The 19,590-nt window shown below is 69.0% G+C and carries 21 protein-coding genes; 15 read left to right on the top strand and 6 right to left on the bottom strand.

Annotation, left to right across the window (positions count from 1 at the left end):
* Positions 1-33 precede the first annotated feature (33 nt).
* Positions 34-963, bottom strand: a complete 930-nt coding sequence (locus ACODSY_RS04680; protein ID WP_488950494.1) for an aldo/keto reductase — start codon at positions 961-963, stop codon at positions 34-36.
* A gap of 185 nt (positions 964-1,148) precedes the next feature.
* On the opposite strand from ACODSY_RS04680, the gene cpaB reads away from it, so the two are divergent.
* From cpaB to ACODSY_RS04650, 6 genes are all read left to right on the top strand, one after another.
* Positions 1,149-2,066, top strand: a complete 918-nt coding sequence (gene cpaB, locus ACODSY_RS04675; protein ID WP_488950493.1) for a Flp pilus assembly protein CpaB — start codon at positions 1,149-1,151, stop codon at positions 2,064-2,066.
* A 3-nt stretch (positions 2,067-2,069) separates the two neighbouring features.
* On the top strand, positions 2,070-3,413 hold the full coding sequence (locus ACODSY_RS04670) for a type II and III secretion system protein family protein (protein WP_488950492.1): 1,344 nt from the start codon (positions 2,070-2,072) through the stop codon (positions 3,411-3,413).
* 11 nt (positions 3,414-3,424) lie between these two features.
* Positions 3,425-4,621 (top strand): CpaE/TadZ family protein, encoded by a 1,197-nt coding sequence (locus tag ACODSY_RS04665; RefSeq protein WP_488950491.1) that lies wholly within the window; start codon positions 3,425-3,427, stop codon positions 4,619-4,621.
* A 72-nt stretch (positions 4,622-4,693) separates the two neighbouring features.
* Positions 4,694-6,088, top strand: coding sequence for a TadA family conjugal transfer-associated ATPase (locus tag ACODSY_RS04660; protein ID WP_488950490.1), 1,395 nt, complete (start codon positions 4,694-4,696; stop codon positions 6,086-6,088).
* Between the two features lie 2 nt (positions 6,089-6,090).
* Positions 6,091-7,050 carry a type II secretion system F family protein gene (locus ACODSY_RS04655; protein ID WP_488950489.1) on the top strand — a complete coding sequence of 320 codons (960 nt, stop codon included), beginning with the start codon at positions 6,091-6,093 and terminating at the stop codon, positions 7,048-7,050.
* A gap of 3 nt (positions 7,051-7,053) precedes the next feature.
* Entirely contained in the window at positions 7,054-8,019 is a 966-nt protein-coding gene (locus ACODSY_RS04650; RefSeq protein WP_488950488.1) for a type II secretion system F family protein, read from the top strand.
* Here the strand turns inward: ACODSY_RS04650 and ACODSY_RS04645 are convergent, their stop codons facing one another.
* The gene (locus tag ACODSY_RS04645) at positions 8,020-9,093 is read right to left on the bottom strand and encodes an Rv3169 family protein (RefSeq protein ID WP_488950487.1); all 1,074 of its coding nucleotides are present in this window, start codon (positions 9,091-9,093) and stop codon (positions 8,020-8,022) included.
* A gap of 134 nt (positions 9,094-9,227) precedes the next feature.
* Between ACODSY_RS04645 and ACODSY_RS04640 the strand changes: the two genes are divergently transcribed.
* From ACODSY_RS04640 to ACODSY_RS04625, 4 genes are all read left to right on the top strand, one after another.
* Positions 9,228-10,526, top strand: a complete 1,299-nt coding sequence (locus ACODSY_RS04640; protein WP_488950486.1) for a cytochrome P450 — start codon at positions 9,228-9,230, stop codon at positions 10,524-10,526.
* Between the two features lie 19 nt (positions 10,527-10,545).
* Positions 10,546-11,574, top strand: coding sequence for a phosphotransferase family protein (locus ACODSY_RS04635; protein WP_488950485.1), 1,029 nt, complete (start codon positions 10,546-10,548; stop codon positions 11,572-11,574).
* Positions 11,571-11,954 carry a hypothetical protein gene (locus tag ACODSY_RS04630; protein WP_488950484.1) on the top strand — a complete coding sequence of 128 codons (384 nt, stop codon included), beginning with the start codon at positions 11,571-11,573 and terminating at the stop codon, positions 11,952-11,954. The genes ACODSY_RS04635 and ACODSY_RS04630 overlap by 4 nt, the downstream gene beginning before the upstream one ends.
* A 104-nt stretch (positions 11,955-12,058) precedes the next feature.
* Positions 12,059-12,232: a hypothetical protein gene (locus tag ACODSY_RS04625; RefSeq protein ID WP_488950483.1), complete on the top strand. Its 174-nt coding sequence runs from the start codon at positions 12,059-12,061 to the stop codon at positions 12,230-12,232.
* A gap of 13 nt (positions 12,233-12,245) precedes the next feature.
* Here the strand turns inward: ACODSY_RS04625 and ACODSY_RS04620 are convergent, their stop codons facing one another.
* Positions 12,246-12,554, bottom strand: a complete 309-nt coding sequence (locus ACODSY_RS04620; protein ID WP_488950482.1) for an NIPSNAP family protein — start codon at positions 12,552-12,554, stop codon at positions 12,246-12,248.
* 102 nt (positions 12,555-12,656) lie between these two features.
* Here ACODSY_RS04620 and ACODSY_RS04615 point away from each other — a divergent pair, with 102 nt between their 5' ends.
* Positions 12,657-13,355, top strand: a complete 699-nt coding sequence (locus ACODSY_RS04615; RefSeq protein WP_488950481.1) for an ArsR/SmtB family transcription factor — start codon at positions 12,657-12,659, stop codon at positions 13,353-13,355.
* Here ACODSY_RS04615 and ACODSY_RS04610 read toward each other — a convergent pair.
* From ACODSY_RS04610 to ACODSY_RS04600, 3 genes are all read right to left on the bottom strand, one after another.
* On the bottom strand, positions 13,352-13,939 hold the full coding sequence (locus tag ACODSY_RS04610; protein ID WP_488950480.1) for a hypothetical protein: 588 nt from the start codon (positions 13,937-13,939) through the stop codon (positions 13,352-13,354). The two genes, ACODSY_RS04615 and ACODSY_RS04610, sit on opposite strands and share 4 nt — an antisense overlap.
* A 93-nt stretch (positions 13,940-14,032) precedes the next feature.
* Positions 14,033-14,464, bottom strand: coding sequence for a DUF1810 domain-containing protein (locus tag ACODSY_RS04605; protein ID WP_488950479.1), 432 nt, complete (start codon positions 14,462-14,464; stop codon positions 14,033-14,035).
* Between the two features lie 10 nt (positions 14,465-14,474).
* Positions 14,475-15,869 (bottom strand): Gfo/Idh/MocA family protein, encoded by a 1,395-nt coding sequence (locus tag ACODSY_RS04600; protein ID WP_488950478.1) that lies wholly within the window; start codon positions 15,867-15,869, stop codon positions 14,475-14,477.
* A 262-nt stretch (positions 15,870-16,131) separates the two neighbouring features.
* Between ACODSY_RS04600 and ACODSY_RS04595 the strand changes: the two genes are divergently transcribed.
* The 4 genes from ACODSY_RS04595 (at position 16,132) to ACODSY_RS04580 (ending at position 19,586) form a co-directional block, all read left to right on the top strand.
* On the top strand, positions 16,132-17,724 hold the full coding sequence (locus tag ACODSY_RS04595) for a flavin monoamine oxidase family protein (protein WP_488950477.1): 1,593 nt from the start codon (positions 16,132-16,134) through the stop codon (positions 17,722-17,724).
* A gap of 5 nt (positions 17,725-17,729) precedes the next feature.
* Positions 17,730-18,134: a c-type cytochrome gene (locus ACODSY_RS04590; RefSeq protein ID WP_488950476.1), complete on the top strand. Its 405-nt coding sequence runs from the start codon at positions 17,730-17,732 to the stop codon at positions 18,132-18,134.
* 87 nt (positions 18,135-18,221) lie between these two features.
* The gene (locus ACODSY_RS04585; RefSeq protein ID WP_488950475.1) at positions 18,222-19,067 is read left to right on the top strand and encodes a hypothetical protein; all 846 of its coding nucleotides are present in this window, start codon (positions 18,222-18,224) and stop codon (positions 19,065-19,067) included.
* A 111-nt stretch (positions 19,068-19,178) separates the two neighbouring features.
* Entirely contained in the window at positions 19,179-19,586 is a 408-nt protein-coding gene (locus ACODSY_RS04580; protein WP_488950474.1) for a Zn-ribbon domain-containing OB-fold protein, read from the top strand.
* Positions 19,587-19,590 lie beyond the last annotated feature (4 nt).

The following is a 19,590-nucleotide window of genomic DNA, read 5'->3' as shown; positions in this document are numbered from 1 at the left end:
GCGTGGGTCCCCGCATTCGCGGATGGCTTGGGTTCACCCGACCAGCTTGCCGACCTCGTCGACCTCTTCGGGGGTCAGCCGCCACTCGGCGGTCGCGGCGTTGGTCCTCACCTGATCGGCCGTCGTCGCCCCGGCGATCACCGAGCTGACGACGTCGTGGCCCAGCAGCCAGGCGAAGGCGAGTTCCAGGATCGTGTGGCCGCGCTCCTTGGCCCAGGCTTCCAGCGGCTCGACCTTGTCGAAGTTGGCGTCGCTCATGGCGGCCTCGCCGCGCGCGCCCCAGGCGGCCAGCCGGGTGCCCTCCGCCGGGGCCACGCCGCGCTGGTACTTGCCCGACAGCAGCCCGGACGCCAGCGGGAAGAACGGCAGGAAGCCCAGGCCGAAGTGCTCGCACGCCGGCAGCACCTCGCGCTCCACGTCGCGTTCCAGCAGGGAATAGAGGTTCTGGGCCGAGACGAAGCGGCTCTGGCCCGCGGCGCTCCAGTCGGCGTCCGCAATCTGCCAGCCGGTATAGTTGGAGTTGCCGAGGTAGCGGACCTTGCCCTGCGTCACGAGGTCGTCCAGCGCCCGCAGCGTCTCGTCGACCGGGGTGTCCGGGTCGGGCGAATGGTGCTGGTAGAGGTCGATGTAGTCGGTGCCCAGGCGGCGCAGGCTGTCCTCCACGGCCTGCATGATCCACTTGCGCGAGCCGCCGCGCTTCTTCGGGTCTCCGCCCACGGACATGCCGAACTTGGTGGCCAGCACGATCTCGTGCCGCCGCTTGCCCAGCGCCTTGCCCAGGAACTCCTCGGACTTCGTGCCGCCGTAGACGTCGGCGGTGTCGAAAAGGGTGATCCCGGCGTCGATGGCGGCGTCGACGACCGCCTGGGTCTGGGCCTGGTCGATCCGCATGCCGAAATTGTTGCAGCCCAGGCCCACCACGCTGACCTTGAGGCCCGAATTTCCTAACCGCCGCACCTTCATGTCGCCTGCTCCGGACCGATGTTTCGAAGGGTGAACCTAGCGTCGCGGGACACCGCCAAGCCAGCGGATAGGTGAGCTTAGCCACAATCCCTACCGCGGCGTTCACCTTCCACATTCAGGATATCGCAAGGCGGGTGTCGTTAACGTCCCGAGATAGAACAAGAATTGTCGGTCGGGTTCTCCGGATGCGGGTCGTAACCATTGTCAGCCTCGCCGCCTCGGCGGTCCTGGGGCTTGGCGCTCTCTTCGTGGCCAAGATCGCCCTGCCCAACGCGGCGGGCGTGAAGAACCCTATCCGCGCCGAGGCGGTGGGCGAGCCCGTGGTCGTGGCCTCCCGCACGCTGAAGTACGGCGAGAAGCTGGACGCCGGCATGCTGAAGGTCATCAAGATCCCGAGCAACGCGATCCCCGAGGGCTCCTTCACCACCGTCGCCGCGGCGCTGGCCGCCGACCATGGTGGGGCGCCCGTCGTGCTGACCCCAATCGCCTCCAATGAGGCCCTGCTGCCGACCAAGCTGTCCGGCCCCGGCGCACGGCCATCGGTCTCGGCCGAGGTCGCGGAAGGCATGCGCGCCTATACGCTGAAGGTGAACGACGCCTCGGGCGTGGGCGGCCATGCCCTGCCCGGCGATCACGTCGACGTGGTGCTGATGCGCGACCTGACGCCTCAGGGCGAGACGCGCAACTACATCTCCTACGTGGTGGTCCAGAACGCGCGGCTGCTGGGCGTCGACCTGAACGCTGACCCAACCTCCAACAAGCCGGCGAGCCCGAACACGGCGACCATCGAGGTCTCTGTGGAGGACTCGCAGAAGCTGTCGATCGCCGCCACGCTGGGCGAGCTGTCATTGGCGCTGCGCCGCAACGGCGCCGCCGAGATCGCCAAGGCCCCCCCGTTGCGGACGGCCGACTTCCTGGTGGGCGGCCGACCGGCGGTCCGCACCTCGGCGCCCGCCCGCAGCGGCCCGGTTCAGCCCTATTCGGCGATCCTGATCATCGAAGGCGAAGCCTCGAAGCGCAGCAAGGGCGGCGGCTCCAAGCGGACCGCCCCAGCCCCCGCCCCCGCCGCGGCGCCCGCGCTGCTCCCGGTCGCGGCGAGCTGAGGCATGACCCCGATGTCCCGCATGTTCCGCTCCACCCTCGCCGCCATGGCCGGCCTCCTGCTGGCCACGTCCGGCGTCGGCGTCGTTCCCGCGCTGGCGCAGACGCGCATCCTGGCCAGCGAGCCGGTGCAGCGTCGCGTCATCTTTGTGCCGCGCGACAAGTCCCTGCAGTTCCGGCTTCCGGGACCGGCGTCCCGGATCGTCATCTCGCAGCCCGAAACGGCCAAGGTGACGGCCACCTCGAACTCGACCTTCTACGTGCAGGGGATCGAGTTCGGCGCGACGAACATGCTGGTGTATGACCGGACCGGCCAGCTGGCCGAGGTGATCGACGTACGCGTCGGCTATGACGCCGAGGGCCTGCAGCAAGACCTGCGCATCGCCTATCCGGACGAGGCCATCCAGGTCCGCAACCTGGGCGAAGGCCTGATGCTGACCGGCAACATCTCCTCGTCGGTGGTGCGCACCGGGGCCGAGAAGCTGGCCGAGCGGTATGCGCCGGACGCGGTCATCTCGCGCATGATGATCACCAACGTCCAGCAGGTCGTGCTGGAAGTCCGCATCCTCGAGGCCAGCCGGAACGCGCTGCAGGATGTCGGCCTGAACTTCAACGTCATGAACGAGTCGTTCGCCGTGGCCGTCGGCAAGGGCTTGATGGGCGTCACGCCGCCAGCGACCTCGATCACCACCAACGGCGGGATCGGCCGCACCTCGATAGACACCAACCTTCAGCTGCTCGAGGAGAAGGGCGTGGTCCGCACCCTGGCCCGCCCGAACCTGGTGGCGATGTCGGGCGAGAAGGCCAACTTCCTGGCGGGCGGCGAGTTTCCGTTCCCGGTTCCGAGCCGTGACGGGATCACGATCGAGTTCCGGCCCTACGGCGTGAAGCTGAACTTCACCCCCACGATCCAGGACAACGGCTGGATCCGCCTCGAGGTCGCGCCCGAGGTCAGCCAGCTGGACTACAACAATGCGGTGACGGTCAGCGGGATCACCATCCCGGCCCTGACGGTGCGCCGCGCCGGGACGACGCTGGAGCTGCGCGACGGCGACAGCTTCGCCATGGCCGGGCTGTTCCAGCACGACTACCAGAACAACGTGCAGCAGACGCCGTGGGCGGCCAACCTGCCCGTCCTTGGCGCGCTGTTCCGTTCGGCGCGGTGGAAGCGGGCCGAGAGCGAACTGCTGATCGTCGTGACGGCGCGGCTGTCGACGCCGGCCGACCGCGCGATCGCCCCGCCCGACGCCATGCCCGGCCGGGAGCCAACCGGGAAGGACCTGTTCCTGATGGGCAAGTCGCTCGACAAGCCGCTGCCGCGCGTGAGCGGCGCCGAACCGACCAAGTAAAGACTGGACCGATGTTGCGCTCCAAGCCCACTGCCCCTTCGACCGACCTGATCCGCGGACGCCGCATCCTGGCGCTGGGCGCCGACGCCCAGGCCTTGACGGCGGGTCCGCTGGCCGGGGCGGCGGTCGAGACAGGTTCGGCGGCCAGCCTGGACGGGCTGACGCCCGGCGGCGTGGACCTCGTGCTGATCGACGCCGACGCCTGGGACGCCCCGGCCCTGGCCGCGTGCGTGAAGGCGCTGTCGGCGCTGCGCGCCTCGCCGCCCGTGCTGATGCTGGGCGAGAACCTGCCCGCCGGGCTGGTGCGCAACGTGCTGCGGCTGCCGGCCTCCGACATCCTGGAGGCGCCCTATTCCGACGACGAGCTGAAGGCCGCCGTGCAGGCCCTGATGGTCGAGGCCCAACCCCTGCCGGCTGCCGCGGGCGGGGCGACGTCGCGCTGCTGGGGCGTCACGGGCGCGGTGGGCGGCTCCGGCGCGACCACCATCGCCATCGAGATCGCCTACGCCTTGGCCGCCAGGTCCGGGAAGGACCGCTCGGTCTGCCTGGTGGACCTCAACCTCTCGGACGGCGCCGCAGCCGCCTATCTGGGCGCCCAGCCCACCACGCGCCTCGCCGATTTCGGCAACGCCGCCGACCGGATGGACGGGGCGATGCTGCAGGCGTTCGTGACGCCGGTATCCAAGGGCCTCGACCTGATGGCCGGCGTGCGCGACCCCAATGCGTTCGACGCCATCAGCCGCGAGACCGTGCTGCGGATGCTGGAGGTGGCCTGCGAAGTCTATGAGTGGGTCATCCTGGACCTGCCGCGTCACCGCCGGGCCTGGACGCTCGAGGCGCTGGCCGGATGCGACGAGGTGCTGGTGATCTCCGAGCTCACCGTGCCCGCCCTGCTCTCGGCGCGGGCCTATTCGGACGAGATCGAGGACGCCCTCTCGACGGGGCTTCGGCCGCGCATCGTGCTCAACCGCCTGGCGAGCCGGATGTTCGGCCCGGCCCCCTCGATGACCGAGGCCGAGAAGGCTCTGCAACGGAAGGCCGAGGGCGGGATCAGCTCGGACTGGGAAGCCGCGGCGGCTTCGGTCAACCTCGGGGGACCCATCGCCCAGCACCGGCCGAAGTCCAAGATCGTCAAGGACGTGCAGACTCTGGTGGAGCGGCTGGCGGCCCAGCCGCCCCGCCGCGAGGCCGGCGCGAAGGCCGCCTGATGGAACGGCTTCGCCAAGGCTTCGCCGTTCGCATCGCGCGCCCTTCGACGCTGTTGAAGGGCGCGAAGTAGGATGGGCCGCTTCAGCCTCGCCCGTCCCGCGCCGGCCCCGGTGGCCCAGCCGCAGCCCGCGGCCCCGATCGCGGCGCAGCCGGCCCCCACCCCGAAGCCCGAGGCCAAGCCGAAGGCCCCGCAGCGCGACGCCAACCTCGACCTTCGCCTGCGCCTTCACTCGCGGCTGATCGACGAACTGGATCTCTCCAAGCTGGACAAGCTGGAGGAGACCGAACTGCGCCGGCAGGTGCTGAACCTGGTCACCCAGTTCGCCCAAGCCGAGCGCATGGCGCTGAACACCAAGGAGCTCGCCGAGCTCGGCGCCTCGATCTACGACGAAATGGTGGGCCTCGGCCCCATCGAGCCGCTGCTCAAGGACGAGTCGATCAACGACATCCTGATCAACGGCCCGTTCCAGGTCTACGTCGAGCGACGCGGCGAGCTCGAGCTCACCCCCATCCGCTTCCGCGACAACGATCACCTGCTGCGCATCGTCCAGCGTATCGTCGCCGGCGTCGGCCGCCGGATCGACGAAAGCCAGCCCATGGTCGACGCCCGTCTGGCCGACGGCAGCCGGGTGAACGCCGCCATACCGCCCATCGCCATCGATGGCTGCTCGGTCTCCATCCGGAAGTTCTCGAAGAAGCCGCTGACGCTGGAGAAGCTGGTCGAGTTCGGCGCCATGACGCAGAGCATGGCGGACTTCCTGTGGGGCGCGTCGCGCTGCCGCGTTTCGACGGTGATCTCGGGCGGCACCGGCTCGGGCAAGACCACCCTGCTGAACGCCCTTTCGGCGGCGATCAGCGAGGGCGAGCGCCTGATCACCATCGAGGACGCCGCCGAACTGCAGCTGCAGCAGCCGCACGTCGTCCGCATGGAGACCCGGCCGCCGAACATCGAGGGCAAGGGCGAGATTCGCCAGCGCGAGCTGGTGAAGAACGCCCTGCGGATGCGTCCCGACCGGGTGATCCTGGGCGAGGTGCGTTCGGAAGAAGCCTTCGACATGCTGCAGGCCATGAACACGGGCCACGAGGGCTCGATGGCCACGATCCACTCGAACAACCCGCGCGAGGCCATCAGCCGCCTGGAGCAGATGGTCGCCATGGGCGGTATGAACATCGGACCGGAGGCGGTGCGCTATCAGATCGCCTCGGCCGTCGGCCTCGTGGTGCAGGTCAACCGCCTGTCGGACGGCAAGCGGAAGGTGACCCACGTCACCGAGATCGTCGGCATGGAAGGCAACGTTGTGCAGATGCAGGACATCTTCCTGTTCAACCGCACCCATACCGACCCGGACGGCACGGTGCACGGCGAGCATCGCGCCACCGGCCTGCGCCCGCGCTGCCTGGACGAGATGATCCGCCGCGGCATCCCCTACGACACGGCCAACTTCGACCCCACCAAGGCGCTCTGAGGATGGCGATCGACGTCAAGACCATCGTCATGGTGATGATCGGCGCCGCGGTCTTCGCGGGCGTCCAGGGCCTGAGCGGCCTGCTCACGGTCGCCACCCAGAAGCGCAAGCTGAACCAGCGCCTGAAGGTCGGCGAGAAGATCGAGGGCATCTCCGCCCTGGTGGTCGAGCTTCGCAAGCAGCGTGGCCTGACCGCCTCCGGCGACCGGGCGGAACGCCTGCGCTGGCTGTCGAACCTGATCGTGGCTTCGGGCCTGCCCTACGACCAGAAGAAGTGGCTGACCTACGTCGCCGTCGCCGCCGTCGTGGGCTGCGTGGGGCTGGGGATGCTCTCCCGCACGCCCTTCGGCTTCGTGGCCGGCGCGGCCCTGGGCGGCGTCATTGCGCCCCTGGGCTTCCTTAAGATCAAGGCGAACAAGCGCAGCGCAGCCCTGGGCTTCCAGCTGCCCCAGGCGCTGGACATCATCGTCCGAAGCCTCGAGGCCGGCCACCCGGTGCCCGCCGCCGTGGCCCTGGTGGGCCGCGAGATGAGCGACCCGGTCGGGACGGAGTTCGGCATGGCGGCCGACGAGATCGCCTATGGCGCCACGCTGGAACAGGCCGTCGCGCGCATGTGCGAGCGATGCCAGCATCCGGACGTGGACCTGTTCGGCGCGACGGTCCGGCTGCAGGAACGGACGGGCGGCAACCTCACCGGCCTGCTGAAGCTCAACGCCAACACCGTGCGCGACCGTCACAAGATGCGTCTGAAGATCAAGGCGGCGTCGTCGGAAGGCCGGGCCTCGGCGATGATCCTGACCTCGGCGCCGTTCGTCGCCGTGGGCGCGATCATGGTGATGTCGCCCAGCTTCTACGGCGAGGTGATCGACGATCCCGTCGTGAAGTACGGCCTGGCCGTGATCGGTTTCTGGATCTTCCTCGGCAACATGATCATGCGCCGCATGATCGACATGCGGATCTGACCCGTGGCCCTCGAGACGATCATCTATCTGGCCGGCCTCGTGCTGACGGTCGGCGCCCTGGGCGGCCTGACCTTCGTCGGCGTCAACGAGCTCCGCGTTCGCGCCCAGCGGGGCCGCCGCCTCGCCGGCGCCGGCGCGACCGCCGGACAGGGCGCCGGCCGTCCCGGCGAGCCGCTGGTGGAGAAGTCCGGCAACGTCCTGGCCGACCAGCTTCTGTCCACCGTGCGCCGGCTGGGCCAACAGAGCGCGGTGCGCGATCCAGCCAAGGTGTCGCTGCTGCGTTCGCGCCTGATGCAGGCCGGCTTCTACAGCCGCGAAGCGCCCGTCATCTTCCTGGGCGTGAAGGCCGCGGCGCTCGCGATCGCCACGGTGGCGGTGATGCTGACGCTGCCGATGATGCTGGCGAAGAAGGGTGGAAGCATCGGTGGCCTCGCCCTGGCGGTCGGCGTGTCGCTGATCGCGCTCTATGGGCCCGAGCTGGTCCTCAACAGCCGCAAGACCAAGCGCGAGCGGGAATACAGCGAGGGCTTCCCCGACCTGCTCGACTTGCTCGTGGCCTCGGTGGAAGCCGGTCTCTCGCTCGACGCGGCGGTCACCCGCGTTACCGAGGAGCTGGAGCGGCGCTATCCGTCGCTCACCGTCCACCTCCGCTTCCTGGTGCTGGAGCTGCGCGCCGGCCGAGCGCGCAAGGACGCCTGGACCGCCTTCGCCGATCGCCTGGGAATCGAAGACGCCCGGGCCCTGGCCACCATGCTGCGCCAGGCCGAGGAGATGGGCACCAGCCTGGGCGAGACCCTGTCGGTGTTCTCCACCGACATGCGCCAGAAGCGGATGCTGCGGGCCGAGGAAAAGGCTCTGGGGCTGTCGGCCAAGCTGACCGTGCCGCTGATCCTCTTCATCTTCCCGTCGCTGCTGGGCGCCCTGATGCTGCCGGCGATCGCCCGCGTCATGGCCACGATGGCGAAGTAGCTAGAACCCCAACGGCCTGTAGGGCCCCAGGATCAGTTGCTCGAACACGCCCACGCCCTGCTGGTCGGGCTGACCGGGAACCGAGAGCGTCGCCTTGCTGATCGCCTGGATGTGCAGGTTGCCCATGTCGTTGGGGTCGAAGGTCTCGGCGTCGAGATCCTCGCGGGCCACCGCCAGCTCACCCTTCAGCCCCCCGTGGCGCCAGTCGCCGCCATAGCCGATGCCGCGCATCAGGAAGGTCGCCACCGGCTCGATCTTCACCGTGGCCGCCCCCTGCTCCATCGGAATGGTCAGCACACCGCCCTTGGCGTGGCGGGTGCCGGGGATGAGCTCGGTCGCCATGGTCGCGGTGTCGGTGTGGTAGCCGCCTTCCGGCCCCGCGCCGTCCTCCAGGATCACTGCCCGCGTGTTCCACGGCTTGCCGTCGGGATCGGCGTTGATGTGGAAATAGACCGAGCGGTCGGCGAAGTTCAGCGGGGTCCACTGCCAGAAGAAGCCGGTGATCCCCGCGCCCGGCGTCGGCTGCGGATCGGGCGCCCCGACCGGCCGGATGCCCCATGAGCGATCGCGCGTGCCGACCCAGCCCGATACCTCGATCCGCTCGCCGTCGACCTCCAGCCAGCCCGAGGCGCGGACGTTCTGGGTGAGGCGGGTGTAGTCCATGAACAGGCGCGGGCCGTTGCGCTTCACGAACCGCGGCTCCTCGATCGGGAAGGCGCGGCCCTCGAAGACGATCTCGCCGGCGATGCCCTCGGCCTTGGCGACGGTCACCTTCAGTTTCTGCAGCGGCTCGAGGATGTCGATGGCGATCGGCCCGACGCTCAGGTCCATCCGCTCCAACCCCAGCACCCGCGAGGCGTGCAGGCAGCGCTCCTTGCCGTCCTTCACGATGGCGATGTGGGCGTCGGCCACGTTCAGCGCGGGATAGACGCCATAGGCGATCGCCACGAACGCCGAGCCGTCCGGGGCGTAGGCGTTGAAGAAATAGCGGTCGTAGAAATTGCGGTCCGAGCCGGCGTAGGCGATCGGTTCCGGCGTCTGGTGGATCGGATAGTCGTCGCCCTTGGTCAGCATCGCTTTGGCGCCTCCGGTTGACGCGCGGTCATGCTTGCGGGCCGTCGCGTGGGGGTATCAACTCCGCCCACGATAAGAACAACGGGAGGCGTCGTCCCGCGTGACCTCGCGTCAGGCCGGCGACGATTTTGCGAATGGGCGTGATGACACCGACCGACCACCGGATTCCGCAGCCGCTGGCGGACACCCTGGCGACGCCCCAGGCCTATGCCGACGGGACGATCCACGAGACCTATCGCTGGCTGCGTGAGAACGAGCCGATGGGCGTGGCCAAGATCGAGGGCGTCGATCCGTTCTGGGTGGCGACCAAGCACGCCGACATCCTGGAGATCAGCCGGCAGAACGACCTGTTCCACAATGGCGACCGCTCCCCCACCCTGACCAGCCAGGCGGTGGACAAGAAGGTCCGCGAGATGATGGGCGGCAGCCCGCACCTGCTGCGGACGCTGATCCACATGGACGCGCCCGACCACCACAAGTACCGCGCGCTGACCCAGGCGTGGTTCATGCCGCAGAGCCTGAAGAAGCTGGAAGACCGCATCCGGGTGATCGCCCGGGCCTCGGTGGACAAGATGGCGGCCAAGGGCGGCGAGTGCGACTTTGTCAACGAGGTGGCCCTGCACTTCCCGCTGCACGTGATCATGACCATCCTGGGCGTGCCGGAGAGCGACGAGCCTCGGATGCTGAAGCTGACCCAGGAGCTGTTCGGCGCCGCCGATCCGGAGCTGGGCCGCGGCGGCGAGGCCGCGACCTTCGTGGACGCCCCCGACCGCGACTTCGACTTCGGCGTGATCGTCGACTTCTCGAACTATTTCCGCGAGCTGTCGGAAGCCCGTCGGAAAAATCCCACCGACGACCTGGCCACCCTGATCGCCAACAGCCAGATCGACGGCCAGCCGATCTCGGACCTGGAGGCGATGAGCTATTACATCATCGTCGCCACCGCCGGGCACGACACCACCTCCTCCTCCACCGGTGGAGCCATGTGGGCGCTGGCCGAGAACCCCGACCAGTTCCGGAAGGTGAAGGCCGACCTGTCGCTCATCCCGGGCCTGGTGGACGAGAGCATCCGCTGGACCACCCCGGTGAAGACCTTCATGCGCACGGTGACCGCCGACACCGAGTTCGCCGGCCGCCAGATGAAGAAGGATGACTGGCTGATGCTCTGCTACGCCTCGGGCAACCGGGACGAGGAGGTCTTCGAGGCGCCGAACGAGTTCAGGATCGAGCGCAAACCCAACAAGCACCTGGCGTTCGGCTATGGCGCGCACCTTTGCCTGGGCCAGCACCTGGCAAAGATGGAAATGCGGATCCTCTGGGAAGAGATGCTGCCGCGCCTCCAGTCAGTGGAGTTGGCCGGCGAGCCGGTGAACAGCCAGGCGGTGTTCGTGAACGGTCCCAAGCGGCTGCCAATCCGGTTCAAGATGTCCTGAGCGGCGCGAGGGCGTCGCGTTGAGCCATCCCCTGGAACCGCGTCTCGCGGCCTACATCGCCGGCAAGATTCCAGGCGCTTCCGATCTGACCGTCTCGTCGCTGGAGCGGATCTCGGGTGGGGCCAGCCGTGAGACGTACCGCTTCACCCTGGCCTGGAGCGAGGGCGGGCAAGCGAGAGCCCGCAAGCTGATCCTGCGCCGCGATCCGCCGGCCAGCCTGATCGACACCGAACGGCGCGTCGAGTTCGAGGCCTATCGCGCCTTCCGCGGCTCCGCCGTCCCGGTGCCCGAGATGCTATGGCTGGAGGAATCCGACGCGGCCCTGGACCATCCGTTCTTCGTGGCCGAGGAGATCGCGGGCTTCCAGGCCTCGCCGCAGATGCTGCTGTCGGGCGCCTTCGACGCCGTGCTGCCCCGGGTGGCCGAGCGCAAGTGGACGATCCTGGGCGAGATCGCCAAGGCCGACCCGGCCGCCGTCGGCCTCACCCAGTGGATGGAAGCGCCGGCGTTGGACGGCTGCTGGAGGCGCGAGCTCGACCACTGGGAAGCGTTGATTGACAAGGACCAGGCCGAGCCCCTGCCCGTCACCCGCGCCGCGATCCGCTGGCTGCGGGCCAACCCGCCGCCACCGGCCCAGAAGCTGAGCGTGGTGCACGGCGACTACCGGACCGGCAATTTCCTGTTCGACGAGGCCGGCGAGATCCACGGCGTGCTGGACTGGGAGATGAGCCACCTGGGCGATCCGCTGGAGGATCTGGGCTGGAGCCTGCAACCGGTGTGGAGCTTCGGCCGCACCGGCAAGGCGGGCGGCCTCTGCGACCGTGACGAGGCCGTGGCCATCTGGGAGCGGGCCAGCGGGCTCAGGGCGAACCCATCGGCCCTCCACTGGTGGATCCTGTTCAACTGCGTGAAGGGCCAGGGCATCTGGGTGGGCTCGGCCGCCGCCTTCAACCGCGGCGGCAATCGGGCGCCGATCATGGTCTATCCCGCCTGGTGGCTGATCAATGCTCAGGACCGGGCCATGCTGCAGGTGATGGGGAAGCTATGAACCCGCCCGTCCCGTCCGTGCTGGCCGAACTGGCCGGCCTCTTGATGAAGAACGCCATGCCGGGCGTGCCCGAGGCCGAGCGCACGTCGGACCTCTCGCTGTCGGCCATGCTGCTGATGCTGACCGGCGAGATGTGGGACCGGCAGGCGCACATCCTGGTGGAGGAGAATCGGGCGATCCGCGCCCTGCTGGGCGAGTCCGGAGAGGACGCCGACCTTCACCTGTCCGTCCTGAAGACCGAGAACGACCGGCTGCGCGCCGCGCTCATCGAGGCACAAGCCGCGGCCGAGGCCGCTGGCGACACGGCGCGGCAGGACGCGATCTGGGCCGAGCTCGCCCTTTCGACGGAGCGGCGCAAACTATCCACAGCCCCGGTCTAGGCTGCGACGGGACGCCGCAATTTATCCACAGGCCTCGCGCCCGCCCGTTAATCGGGGGGAAGCCACGCCTGGCGCATCCTCCGCCGCAACGAGAGAGGTGGGTGATGGCGGCGAACGCGAAGCTCAAGCCGGCGGAAGTCGATCCAGTGATCGAGAAGCTCGAGAACGGCGAGTACGAACGCCAGCTCGACCTTTTTCACGACGTCATCGACGAGGCGGCCGCCACCCTGCGCCGCGCCTATGAGGCCATGAAGGCCGAGAACACCCTGCGGAGCTAGGCCGCGGCCAGTTTCAGGCCGCGACCGGCGTCAGCCACGTCCGCTCCTCCGACAGAATGAAGCGCTTCTCCTGGGCCATCGCGAAGTTGGCGCGGCCGGCGGGATCGGTCTTGAGGCGCGCGCGGTAGGCCTCGTAGGCGGCCAGGCTGTCGAACGAGATCATCGCCATGGCGACGTTGTTGGTCCCTTCGTGCGGCAGGAAGTAGCCCAGCAGGTCGCCGCCGCAGGCCGGGATGATGGTCAGCCAGTTGCGGGCGTAGGCCTCGAAGGCGTCCCTCTGGAAGGGGTCGATCACATAGCGGATACAGCAGGTCACGGTCATGGACGGCTCCGGTTGAACACCCAAGCCGTAGCCCCTGAGACGCCGGCCGCGTTTCGACGCGGGCCGAAGCATCCCTGCGCGCGAGCCGCTATGATAACCGCCATGAAGCTGGGTCCCGACATCACCCGTATCGCCGCCCTGCTGGGCGACCCGGCGCGGGCCAACATGCTGTCGGCGCTGATGGGCGGCCAAGCCTTGACCGCCGGCGAGCTGGCGCGTGAGGCCGGCGTCACGCCCCAGACCGCCAGCGCCCACCTGGCCAAGCTGGAACAGGGGGGCCTGCTGACCCGCCGCCATCAGGGTCGGCACAACTACTTCGCGCTGGCGGGCACGGACGTGGCGGAGGTTATGGAGCAACTGGCCGTGCTGGCCGACCGCGCGGGGCATATGCGCACCCGCCCCGGCCCGCGTGACCCGGCGATGCGCCGGGCGCGGATCTGCTACGACCACTTGGCCGGGGACGCGGGTGTAGCGATGCTGGACGCCCTGGTCGCCCAGGGCCGGATCCGCGACGAGGGCGGGTCGTTGTCGCTGACCGAGGCCGGCCGCGCCTTCGCCCGCGAGTTCGGCGTGGCGGTCGAGGCCTCGGGCCGGCGGCCGCTGTGCAAGGCCTGCCTCGACTGGAGCGCGCGGCGCAGCCACCTGGCCGGGATCATGGGCGCGGGCCTGCTGACCCGGATCTACGACCTGGGCTGGGCGCGACGCCTGGACGGGACACGGATCGTCGCGTTCAGCGCGCCCGGCCTGCACGCCTTCGAGCGGACGTTCGGCCCGCTCCAAGGCGTGGCGGACGCCGCCTAGAAAAGCGCGCCGGAAAACAGCGAGCCACCCTGGACCTGGGCGATCTGGGCCCAGACGCCGTCGCCGTCGGGATCGGCGAAGAGGGTCTGTTCCACCTGGCCATCGTCGAGCTCGGTCTTCACCACGAAGCCGTTCACCCGCTCATAGCTCTCGCCGCGTTCGATCTTCTCGAGGTCCAGCCGGCCATTCCGCTCCAGCTCGGCGACGGCCACGATCCGGCCCAGCGCGTCGAAAGAGAAGACGTACTGGTCCGCGCCCGGGGGCGCGGCCACCGGCGGCGCCGTTTCGGCGGGCTCGCCGCGCAGCAGGGCCAGCAGGCCGGCGTCCGGCGCACCTTCGCCCTCGGCGATCTCGGCCCAGCGGCCGTCGCCATCGGGGTCGGCGTAGGCCGTCCAGTCCTGCTCGCCGCCGTCGATCTCGGTCTTCACGACCAGGCCATCCTGGAGGCGGTAGCTCTCGCCGCGCTCGATGCGCTCGTAGTCGAGACGGCCGTTGCGCTCGATCTCTGCGACCGAGGTCACCGCGCCGGCGGCGTCGAAAGTGAAGGCGTAGAGGTCGGGTTGGTTGTGGGCGCCGCGGGCCATGAGTGCTCCTGGGTGAAGGCGTGCGATGGCGCACCTTCACCGCGGCGCTTCAGGCGTTTCTCACGGCAACATTTGATTTCGCCCATCTTGGGCTCAGGCGGGCCCGAGCCGCTCCAGGGTCGCGGGGTCAGGCGCACCCTCGAAGTAGCGATCGAGCGCAGCTTCGAACGCCGCGCCGCCGCCCGCCTCCGCGAAAAGTGTGAGACAGGAGCGCAGCTTGAGGTCGTCCGGGCTGCCCATGATCTCGTGGGCGCTCCTGCCCTGCACGCCGTTCACCGCCGCCACGCAGGCGCGCAGGCGAGGCCCCAGCGCCGGATGTGCCAGATAGGCCCGGGCCTCCGCCAGGTCGGCGATTGCGTAGCGCTGAGCCATGGTGCTGTGACCCAGGCCGGCGAGCTGGGGGAAGACGAACCACATCCAGTGGGTGCGCTTGGCGCCCGCCGTCAGCTCGGCGAGCGCCTGTTCGTAGATCGTGGTCCCGCCGGTCGGCGCGTCCTGGGCATCAAGGAAGCGCTGCAGGTCCATGGTCGCGCGCCTAGAGCTCCCAGCCCTTGCGGTACTGGCGGCTGAGGTACTGGTTGGCGTCCGGCGCGTTGGTGACCCGGCCCGCGACGCCGTCGTACTCGATGGCCTGGTCGGCGCGCAGGGCCACCACGCCCAGGATCATCGTCTCGTTCAGCGGCACGGCGTATTCGAACGGGCAGGAGGCCTTCTCCTCGCCGCGGATGGCGCGGATCCAGTTCATCTCGTGGCCGCCAAGGCCGCCGGCGACGCGCGGCAGGGATTGCGGGATCTTCGTGGCCTTCTCCTCCAGCCCTTCGCCGATCAGGGTGGGTTTCTCGCCATAGGTCTCGTGCATCAACATGCCCTTGGTCCCCACGAAGAGGACGCCGCCGTCGGGGCTCATCTTCAGGTTCGCCGGGAAGCCCTTGGGCGTCGGCGGCAGGATCCCACCGTCGTACCAGGTCATCTGCAGGGGCCCGCCCTTCGCCTTGCCGAACTCGTAGTGGGCGACGCTGGCCAGCGGGTAGCCGGTCAGTTCGGCGGGGCGCTTCGAGTCCCAGAGGCTCGCGCCGCCGGGCCAGCGCGAATGGCGGGTCTCGATGCGCGTCGGCAAGCCGGGTTCCAGCGCCCAGAACGGGAAGTCGATCAGGTGGGCGCCCATGTCGCCCAGGGCGCCGGTGCCGAACGGCACCCAGCCGCGCCAGTTGAAGTGGGCATAGTCGGGATTGTAGCCCCAGTCGACGTTGGCCGGGCCCAGCCACGTCTGCCAGTCCAGGCCGGTCGGCACGGGGACCGGCGGCGGCTTCGCCACACCCTGTGGCCACACTGGCCGGTTGGTCCAGACGTGGACCTCGGTGACCTTGCCGATCAGCCCGCCGCGGATCAGCTCGACCACGCGCCGGCCATCGTCGCCCGAGTGGCCCTGGTTGCCCATCTGGGTGACCAGCCCGGGGTTCTTCTTCGCCAGGTCGAGCAGGCGGCGGCCTTCTTCGACCGTGTAGGTCAGCGGCTTCTGCACATAGACGTGGATGCCGCGCTCCATGGCCATGCGGGCGGCGACCGCGTGGTGATGGTCGGGCGTGGCGATGACGACGGCGTCGATGTCCTTCTGGGTGTCGAACATCCTGCGGTAATCGCCGTGCTTCGCGGCCTTGTCGTACGCCTCCTTCAGCGGCGCACGGTCCGGGATCATGCGGAACTGGCTGTCCAGCAGCGAGCGGTTCACCTTGCCGTAGTCCACGTCGCACATGGCCACGATGTTCTGGCTCACCAGCTTGGACATGTTGGACGCGCCCTGGCCGCCGGCGCCGATCACTGCCACGTTGACGCGGTCGCTCGGCGCGAGCTTGCGGGCGCCGAAAGCCGGCGCGGCGAGCGCCCCGGCGGCCAGCCCCGTCGCCGCCCCCAGCAGGCGCCGGCGCGACATGCCCGACGTTGCCAGGACCTCACCGTTTCCTCGATACGCAACCATGGCCGTCCCTGCCCTGTATGATTTGCGCGGCATCTGGCCCGGCGTTCGGGCCGCTTGCAAGACCCGCCACGGCCACGCCTGCCCACGCTCTGGACACCGGCCGCCCGTTTCCGCGCATTCGATAGGATTTCGCGGCCGCGGGGCGCACTGTCCCTCCCCAGGGCCCCCGCGGCGTCTGTAGGCCGGAGGCCAAGAACCGGGCGAACGAGGGGTGAGCATGGACACGGGGCGCGGCACGCCGACGAGGCGGCAACTGCTGCACGCCATCGGGCTGATGGGCGGCACGGCGGCGGTCTACCAGATGATGACCACCTTCGGTCATGCGGCGGAGACGCGGTTCCCCGGCCCGCCGAAGCTGGAGGGTGCGCGCAAGGGCTCGACGGTGATCGTCCTGGGCGCGGGCCTGGCGGGGATGCTGGCCGCCTACGAGCTGCAAAAGGCCGGCTACAAGGTCCAGATCCTGGAGTTCCAGAACCGGCCCGGCGGCCGCAACTGGTCGCTCTACGGCGGCGACAAGTACACCGAGATGGGCGGCGCGACCCAGAACGTAGGGTTCGCCAAGGGCAACTACCTCAACCCCGGCCCCTGGCGGATCCCGCACCACCACAAGACGCTCCTGCACTATTGCAAGGCGTTCGGCGTGGCGCTCGAGCCGTTCATCCAGTTCAACCACAACGCCTATGTCCACAACGTCGACGCCTTCGGCGGCCAGCCGCAACGCTTCCGGTCGCTGGCGGCGGACTTCGAGGGCGGGATCGCCGAGCTGCTGGGCAAGGCCATCGACCAGAAGGCGCTGGATACGAAGCTGACGCCCGAGGACACCGACCGCCTGAAGGAAGCGCTGCGCTCGTGGGGCATGCTCGACAAGGACATGCGCTATGTGAAGGGCCTGGCGTCCTCCAGCCACCGGGGCTTCGAATTGCCGCCCGGCGGCGGCGTGAACGGCGCGCCGAAGCCGTCGGACCTGCTGCCGTTCGACGAGGTGCTGAAGTCGGGCATCGCGGCCAACATGGCCTTCTTCATGAACGACGAATTCCAGACCACCATGTTCCAGCCGGTGGGCGGCATGGGGAAGATCGGCGAGGGGTTCGCCCGGCAGGTCGGCCACCTGATCACCTACAACGCGAAGGTGACAAAGCTCTTCCAGGACAAGTCCGGCGTCAGCGTCACCTATGCCGACACCGTCAAGGGCGGGACCGTCACCGCGAAGGCCGACTTCTGCGTCTGCACCATTCCGCTGACGGTGCTGAGCCAGATCGAGACCAATCTGTCGGACAAGAAGCAAGCCGCGATCTCGGCGGTGCCCTACACGAACTCGGTCAAGATCGGCCTCGAGATGCGGCGCCGGTTCTGGGAAGAGGACCAGGACATCTTCGGGGGTCACTCGTTCACCAGCCAGGAGATCGGCCTGATCTCCTATCCCAACAACAACTTCTTCCAGGATGGCCCCGCAGTGCTGCTGGGCGCGTTCGCGGGCGGCCCGGGCGGCTATCGGCTGGGCGGCATGACCCCGGAGCAGCGGATCGAAGTCGCCTTGGCGCAGGGCTCGGTCTTCCACCCGGAGCAGTACCGCAAGGAGTTCCTGAACGGCGCGTCGGTAGCGTGGAACCGCGTCCCGTGGGTGATGGGCTGCTGCGCCCGCTGGAACGAGGAGACCCGGCGCGAGCACTACCAAGAATTGGTGTCGCTGGAGGACCGCATCGTCCTGGCGGGCGAGCATGCCTCCTACGTCGGCTGCTGGATGGAGGGCTCGCTGCTCTCGTCCATCGACGCCATCACCCGCCTGCACAAGCGCGCCCTGGAGGCCTGAAGACCATGCGTCGCCTGCTCATCGCCGCCGCCGCCCTGGCCGCCGTCGCCGCGCCCGCTCTCGCAGACGAGCCCGGCCCCGGGGGCAGCAAGCCCCCCGTCGCAAAGACCGGCGAGGAGGTCTACCGGACCTATTGCCAAGCCTGCCACATGCCCGACGCCAAGGGGGCCGTGGGCGCGGGCGCCTTCCCGGCTCTGGCCCGCAATCCACGGCTCGGCACGACCGCCTACGCGTCCTACATCATCGCCAACGGCAAGGGCGGCATGCCCTGGTTCAAGGATGCGCTGAGCAAGGAGCAGGCCCAGGCCCTGATTGGATATCTGCGGACCCACTTCGGCAACGACTACAAGGAGCCGGTGACGGCAGCCGACGTGGAGGCCTTCGGCCAGCGGCCGACCAGCCGGTTCTAGCCAGTTCCCGCCGGTTCCGGGCGGTTGCCCGCCGCGCCGCAAACAGCCTATGCCCTAGCCGCGCAATCCAGCCGTGCGGACCGATCCATGCCTGTGCCCGTCGAAAAGATCCTCGAGCGTCTGAGCGCGCAGATGCAGCGGAACAACGGCTACCAGGCGCGGGCCGAAATCGAACGCCTGCTGACGCCGCTGCGCGAGGACCCGAAGCGCCTCGAACCCTACGGTTTCAAGGTCTACAGCCAGGCCGACGAGGACGGCATCCTGGAAGAGATCTTCCGGCGCCTGGGGATCTCGCAGGGGCGGTTCGTCGAGATCGGCGTCGAGAACGGGCTGGAGTGCAACTCGCTCTACCTGATCCACAAGGGGTGGCGGGGCGCCTGGGTCGAGGGCGATGCGCGACGGCGGGCGGCGATCGAATCCAAGTTCGCCTCGATCCTGAACCGGCGCTTGGTGCTGGCGATCGGCATGGTCACCGCCGACAACATCAACCGGCTCTTCACCGACCTCGGCGTGGCCGACGACCTCGACTTCCTGTCGATCGATATCGACGGCAACGACATCTACCTGCTGGAGAGCCTGGCCGCCCGCCCCAAGGTCGTCTGCATCGAGTACAACGCCAAGTTCCCGGCGCACCTGGCCAAGCAGCAGACCTATGACCCCCGGCGAAGCTGGGCGGGCGGCGACTATTTCGGCGCCAGCCTGAAGGCGATCGCGCGGACGTCGGAGGCGAAGGGCTACCGGCTGGTCGGCACGAACATCACGGGGTCGAACGCCTTCCTGGTGCGCGAGGACCTGGCCGGCGACCTCTTCCCCGCCGACGCGTCCTCCGAGCATCTCTACAATCCGCCGCGCTATTGGCTGTGGACCGACCACTTCCTGCGGATCGGCCACCTGCCCGACTTCGGGCCCTACGTGGATCTGCTCGCGGACTGACGCCATCCTCCCGAACGGCGCGTGACAAGCGCGCCGGTCTCGTCTTTGTTGGCGCGCCTGCTATTGCGCGGGTCAAAAACAAACCGAGATTTCGAAGGGACGGATTTCAGGATGCCCCCACGTATGCTGCCGGAGCCGACTCCGGAGACGCGCCATTTCTGGGACGGCTGCAAGGCGGGCGAACTGCGCCTCCAGCGCTGCACGTCCTGTAAGGACAGCTACTTCCCGCCGCGTCCGTTCTGCCCGAAGTGCGGCGGACGCGACGTCGAGGTCTACAAGGCCAGCGGAACCGGCGTTCTGTGGTCCTACGTCATCAACCAGCGGCCGCGCCCCGACATGGGGACCGAACCCTACGCCATCGCGGTGGTGAAGCTGGCCGAGGGACCGACCATGATGACCAACATCGTGGACTGCCCGCAGACGCCCGAGGCGCTGCAGCTCGACATGCCGGTCCAGGTCTCGTTCGCCAAGCAGACGGACGACATCAGCCTGCCCCTGTTCGCTCCGGTGAAGGGGTAAGCGC

This window comes from Phenylobacterium sp. FG114 (assembly GCF_057809855.1).
Note: the sequence above shows the minus strand (reverse complement) of the source record. Positions and strands in the feature narration are given on the sequence as shown.

Excerpts from the sequence above, each read along its gene's own strand:
- ACODSY_RS04680 (WP_488950494.1), bottom strand. The coding sequence starts at position 963 with ATGAAGGTGCGGCGGTTAGGAAATTCGGGCCTCAAGGTCAGCGTGGTG.
- cpaB (WP_488950493.1), top strand. The coding sequence starts at position 1,149 with ATGCGGGTCGTAACCATTGTCAGCCTCGCCGCCTCGGCGGTCCTGGGG.
- ACODSY_RS04670 (WP_488950492.1), top strand. The coding sequence starts at position 2,070 with ATGACCCCGATGTCCCGCATGTTCCGCTCCACCCTCGCCGCCATGGCC.
- ACODSY_RS04665 (WP_488950491.1), top strand. The coding sequence starts at position 3,425 with ATGTTGCGCTCCAAGCCCACTGCCCCTTCGACCGACCTGATCCGCGGA.
- ACODSY_RS04660 (WP_488950490.1), top strand. The coding sequence starts at position 4,694 with ATGGGCCGCTTCAGCCTCGCCCGTCCCGCGCCGGCCCCGGTGGCCCAG.
- ACODSY_RS04655 (WP_488950489.1), top strand. The coding sequence starts at position 6,091 with ATGGCGATCGACGTCAAGACCATCGTCATGGTGATGATCGGCGCCGCG.
- ACODSY_RS04645 (WP_488950487.1), bottom strand. The coding sequence starts at position 9,093 with ATGCTGACCAAGGGCGACGACTATCCGATCCACCAGACGCCGGAACCG.
- ACODSY_RS04640 (WP_488950486.1), top strand. The coding sequence starts at position 9,228 with ATGGGCGTGATGACACCGACCGACCACCGGATTCCGCAGCCGCTGGCG.
- ACODSY_RS04630 (WP_488950484.1), top strand. The coding sequence starts at position 11,571 with ATGAACCCGCCCGTCCCGTCCGTGCTGGCCGAACTGGCCGGCCTCTTG.
- ACODSY_RS04625 (WP_488950483.1), top strand. The coding sequence starts at position 12,059 with ATGGCGGCGAACGCGAAGCTCAAGCCGGCGGAAGTCGATCCAGTGATC.
- ACODSY_RS04620 (WP_488950482.1), bottom strand. The coding sequence starts at position 12,554 with ATGACCGTGACCTGCTGTATCCGCTATGTGATCGACCCCTTCCAGAGG.
- ACODSY_RS04615 (WP_488950481.1), top strand. The coding sequence starts at position 12,657 with ATGAAGCTGGGTCCCGACATCACCCGTATCGCCGCCCTGCTGGGCGAC.
- ACODSY_RS04610 (WP_488950480.1), bottom strand. The coding sequence starts at position 13,939 with ATGGCCCGCGGCGCCCACAACCAACCCGACCTCTACGCCTTCACTTTC.
- ACODSY_RS04605 (WP_488950479.1), bottom strand. The coding sequence starts at position 14,464 with ATGGACCTGCAGCGCTTCCTTGATGCCCAGGACGCGCCGACCGGCGGG.
- ACODSY_RS04600 (WP_488950478.1), bottom strand. The coding sequence starts at position 15,869 with ATGTCGCGCCGGCGCCTGCTGGGGGCGGCGACGGGGCTGGCCGCCGGG.
- ACODSY_RS04595 (WP_488950477.1), top strand. The coding sequence starts at position 16,132 with ATGGACACGGGGCGCGGCACGCCGACGAGGCGGCAACTGCTGCACGCC.
- ACODSY_RS04590 (WP_488950476.1), top strand. The coding sequence starts at position 17,730 with ATGCGTCGCCTGCTCATCGCCGCCGCCGCCCTGGCCGCCGTCGCCGCG.
- ACODSY_RS04585 (WP_488950475.1), top strand. The coding sequence starts at position 18,222 with ATGCCTGTGCCCGTCGAAAAGATCCTCGAGCGTCTGAGCGCGCAGATG.
- ACODSY_RS04580 (WP_488950474.1), top strand. The coding sequence starts at position 19,179 with ATGCCCCCACGTATGCTGCCGGAGCCGACTCCGGAGACGCGCCATTTC.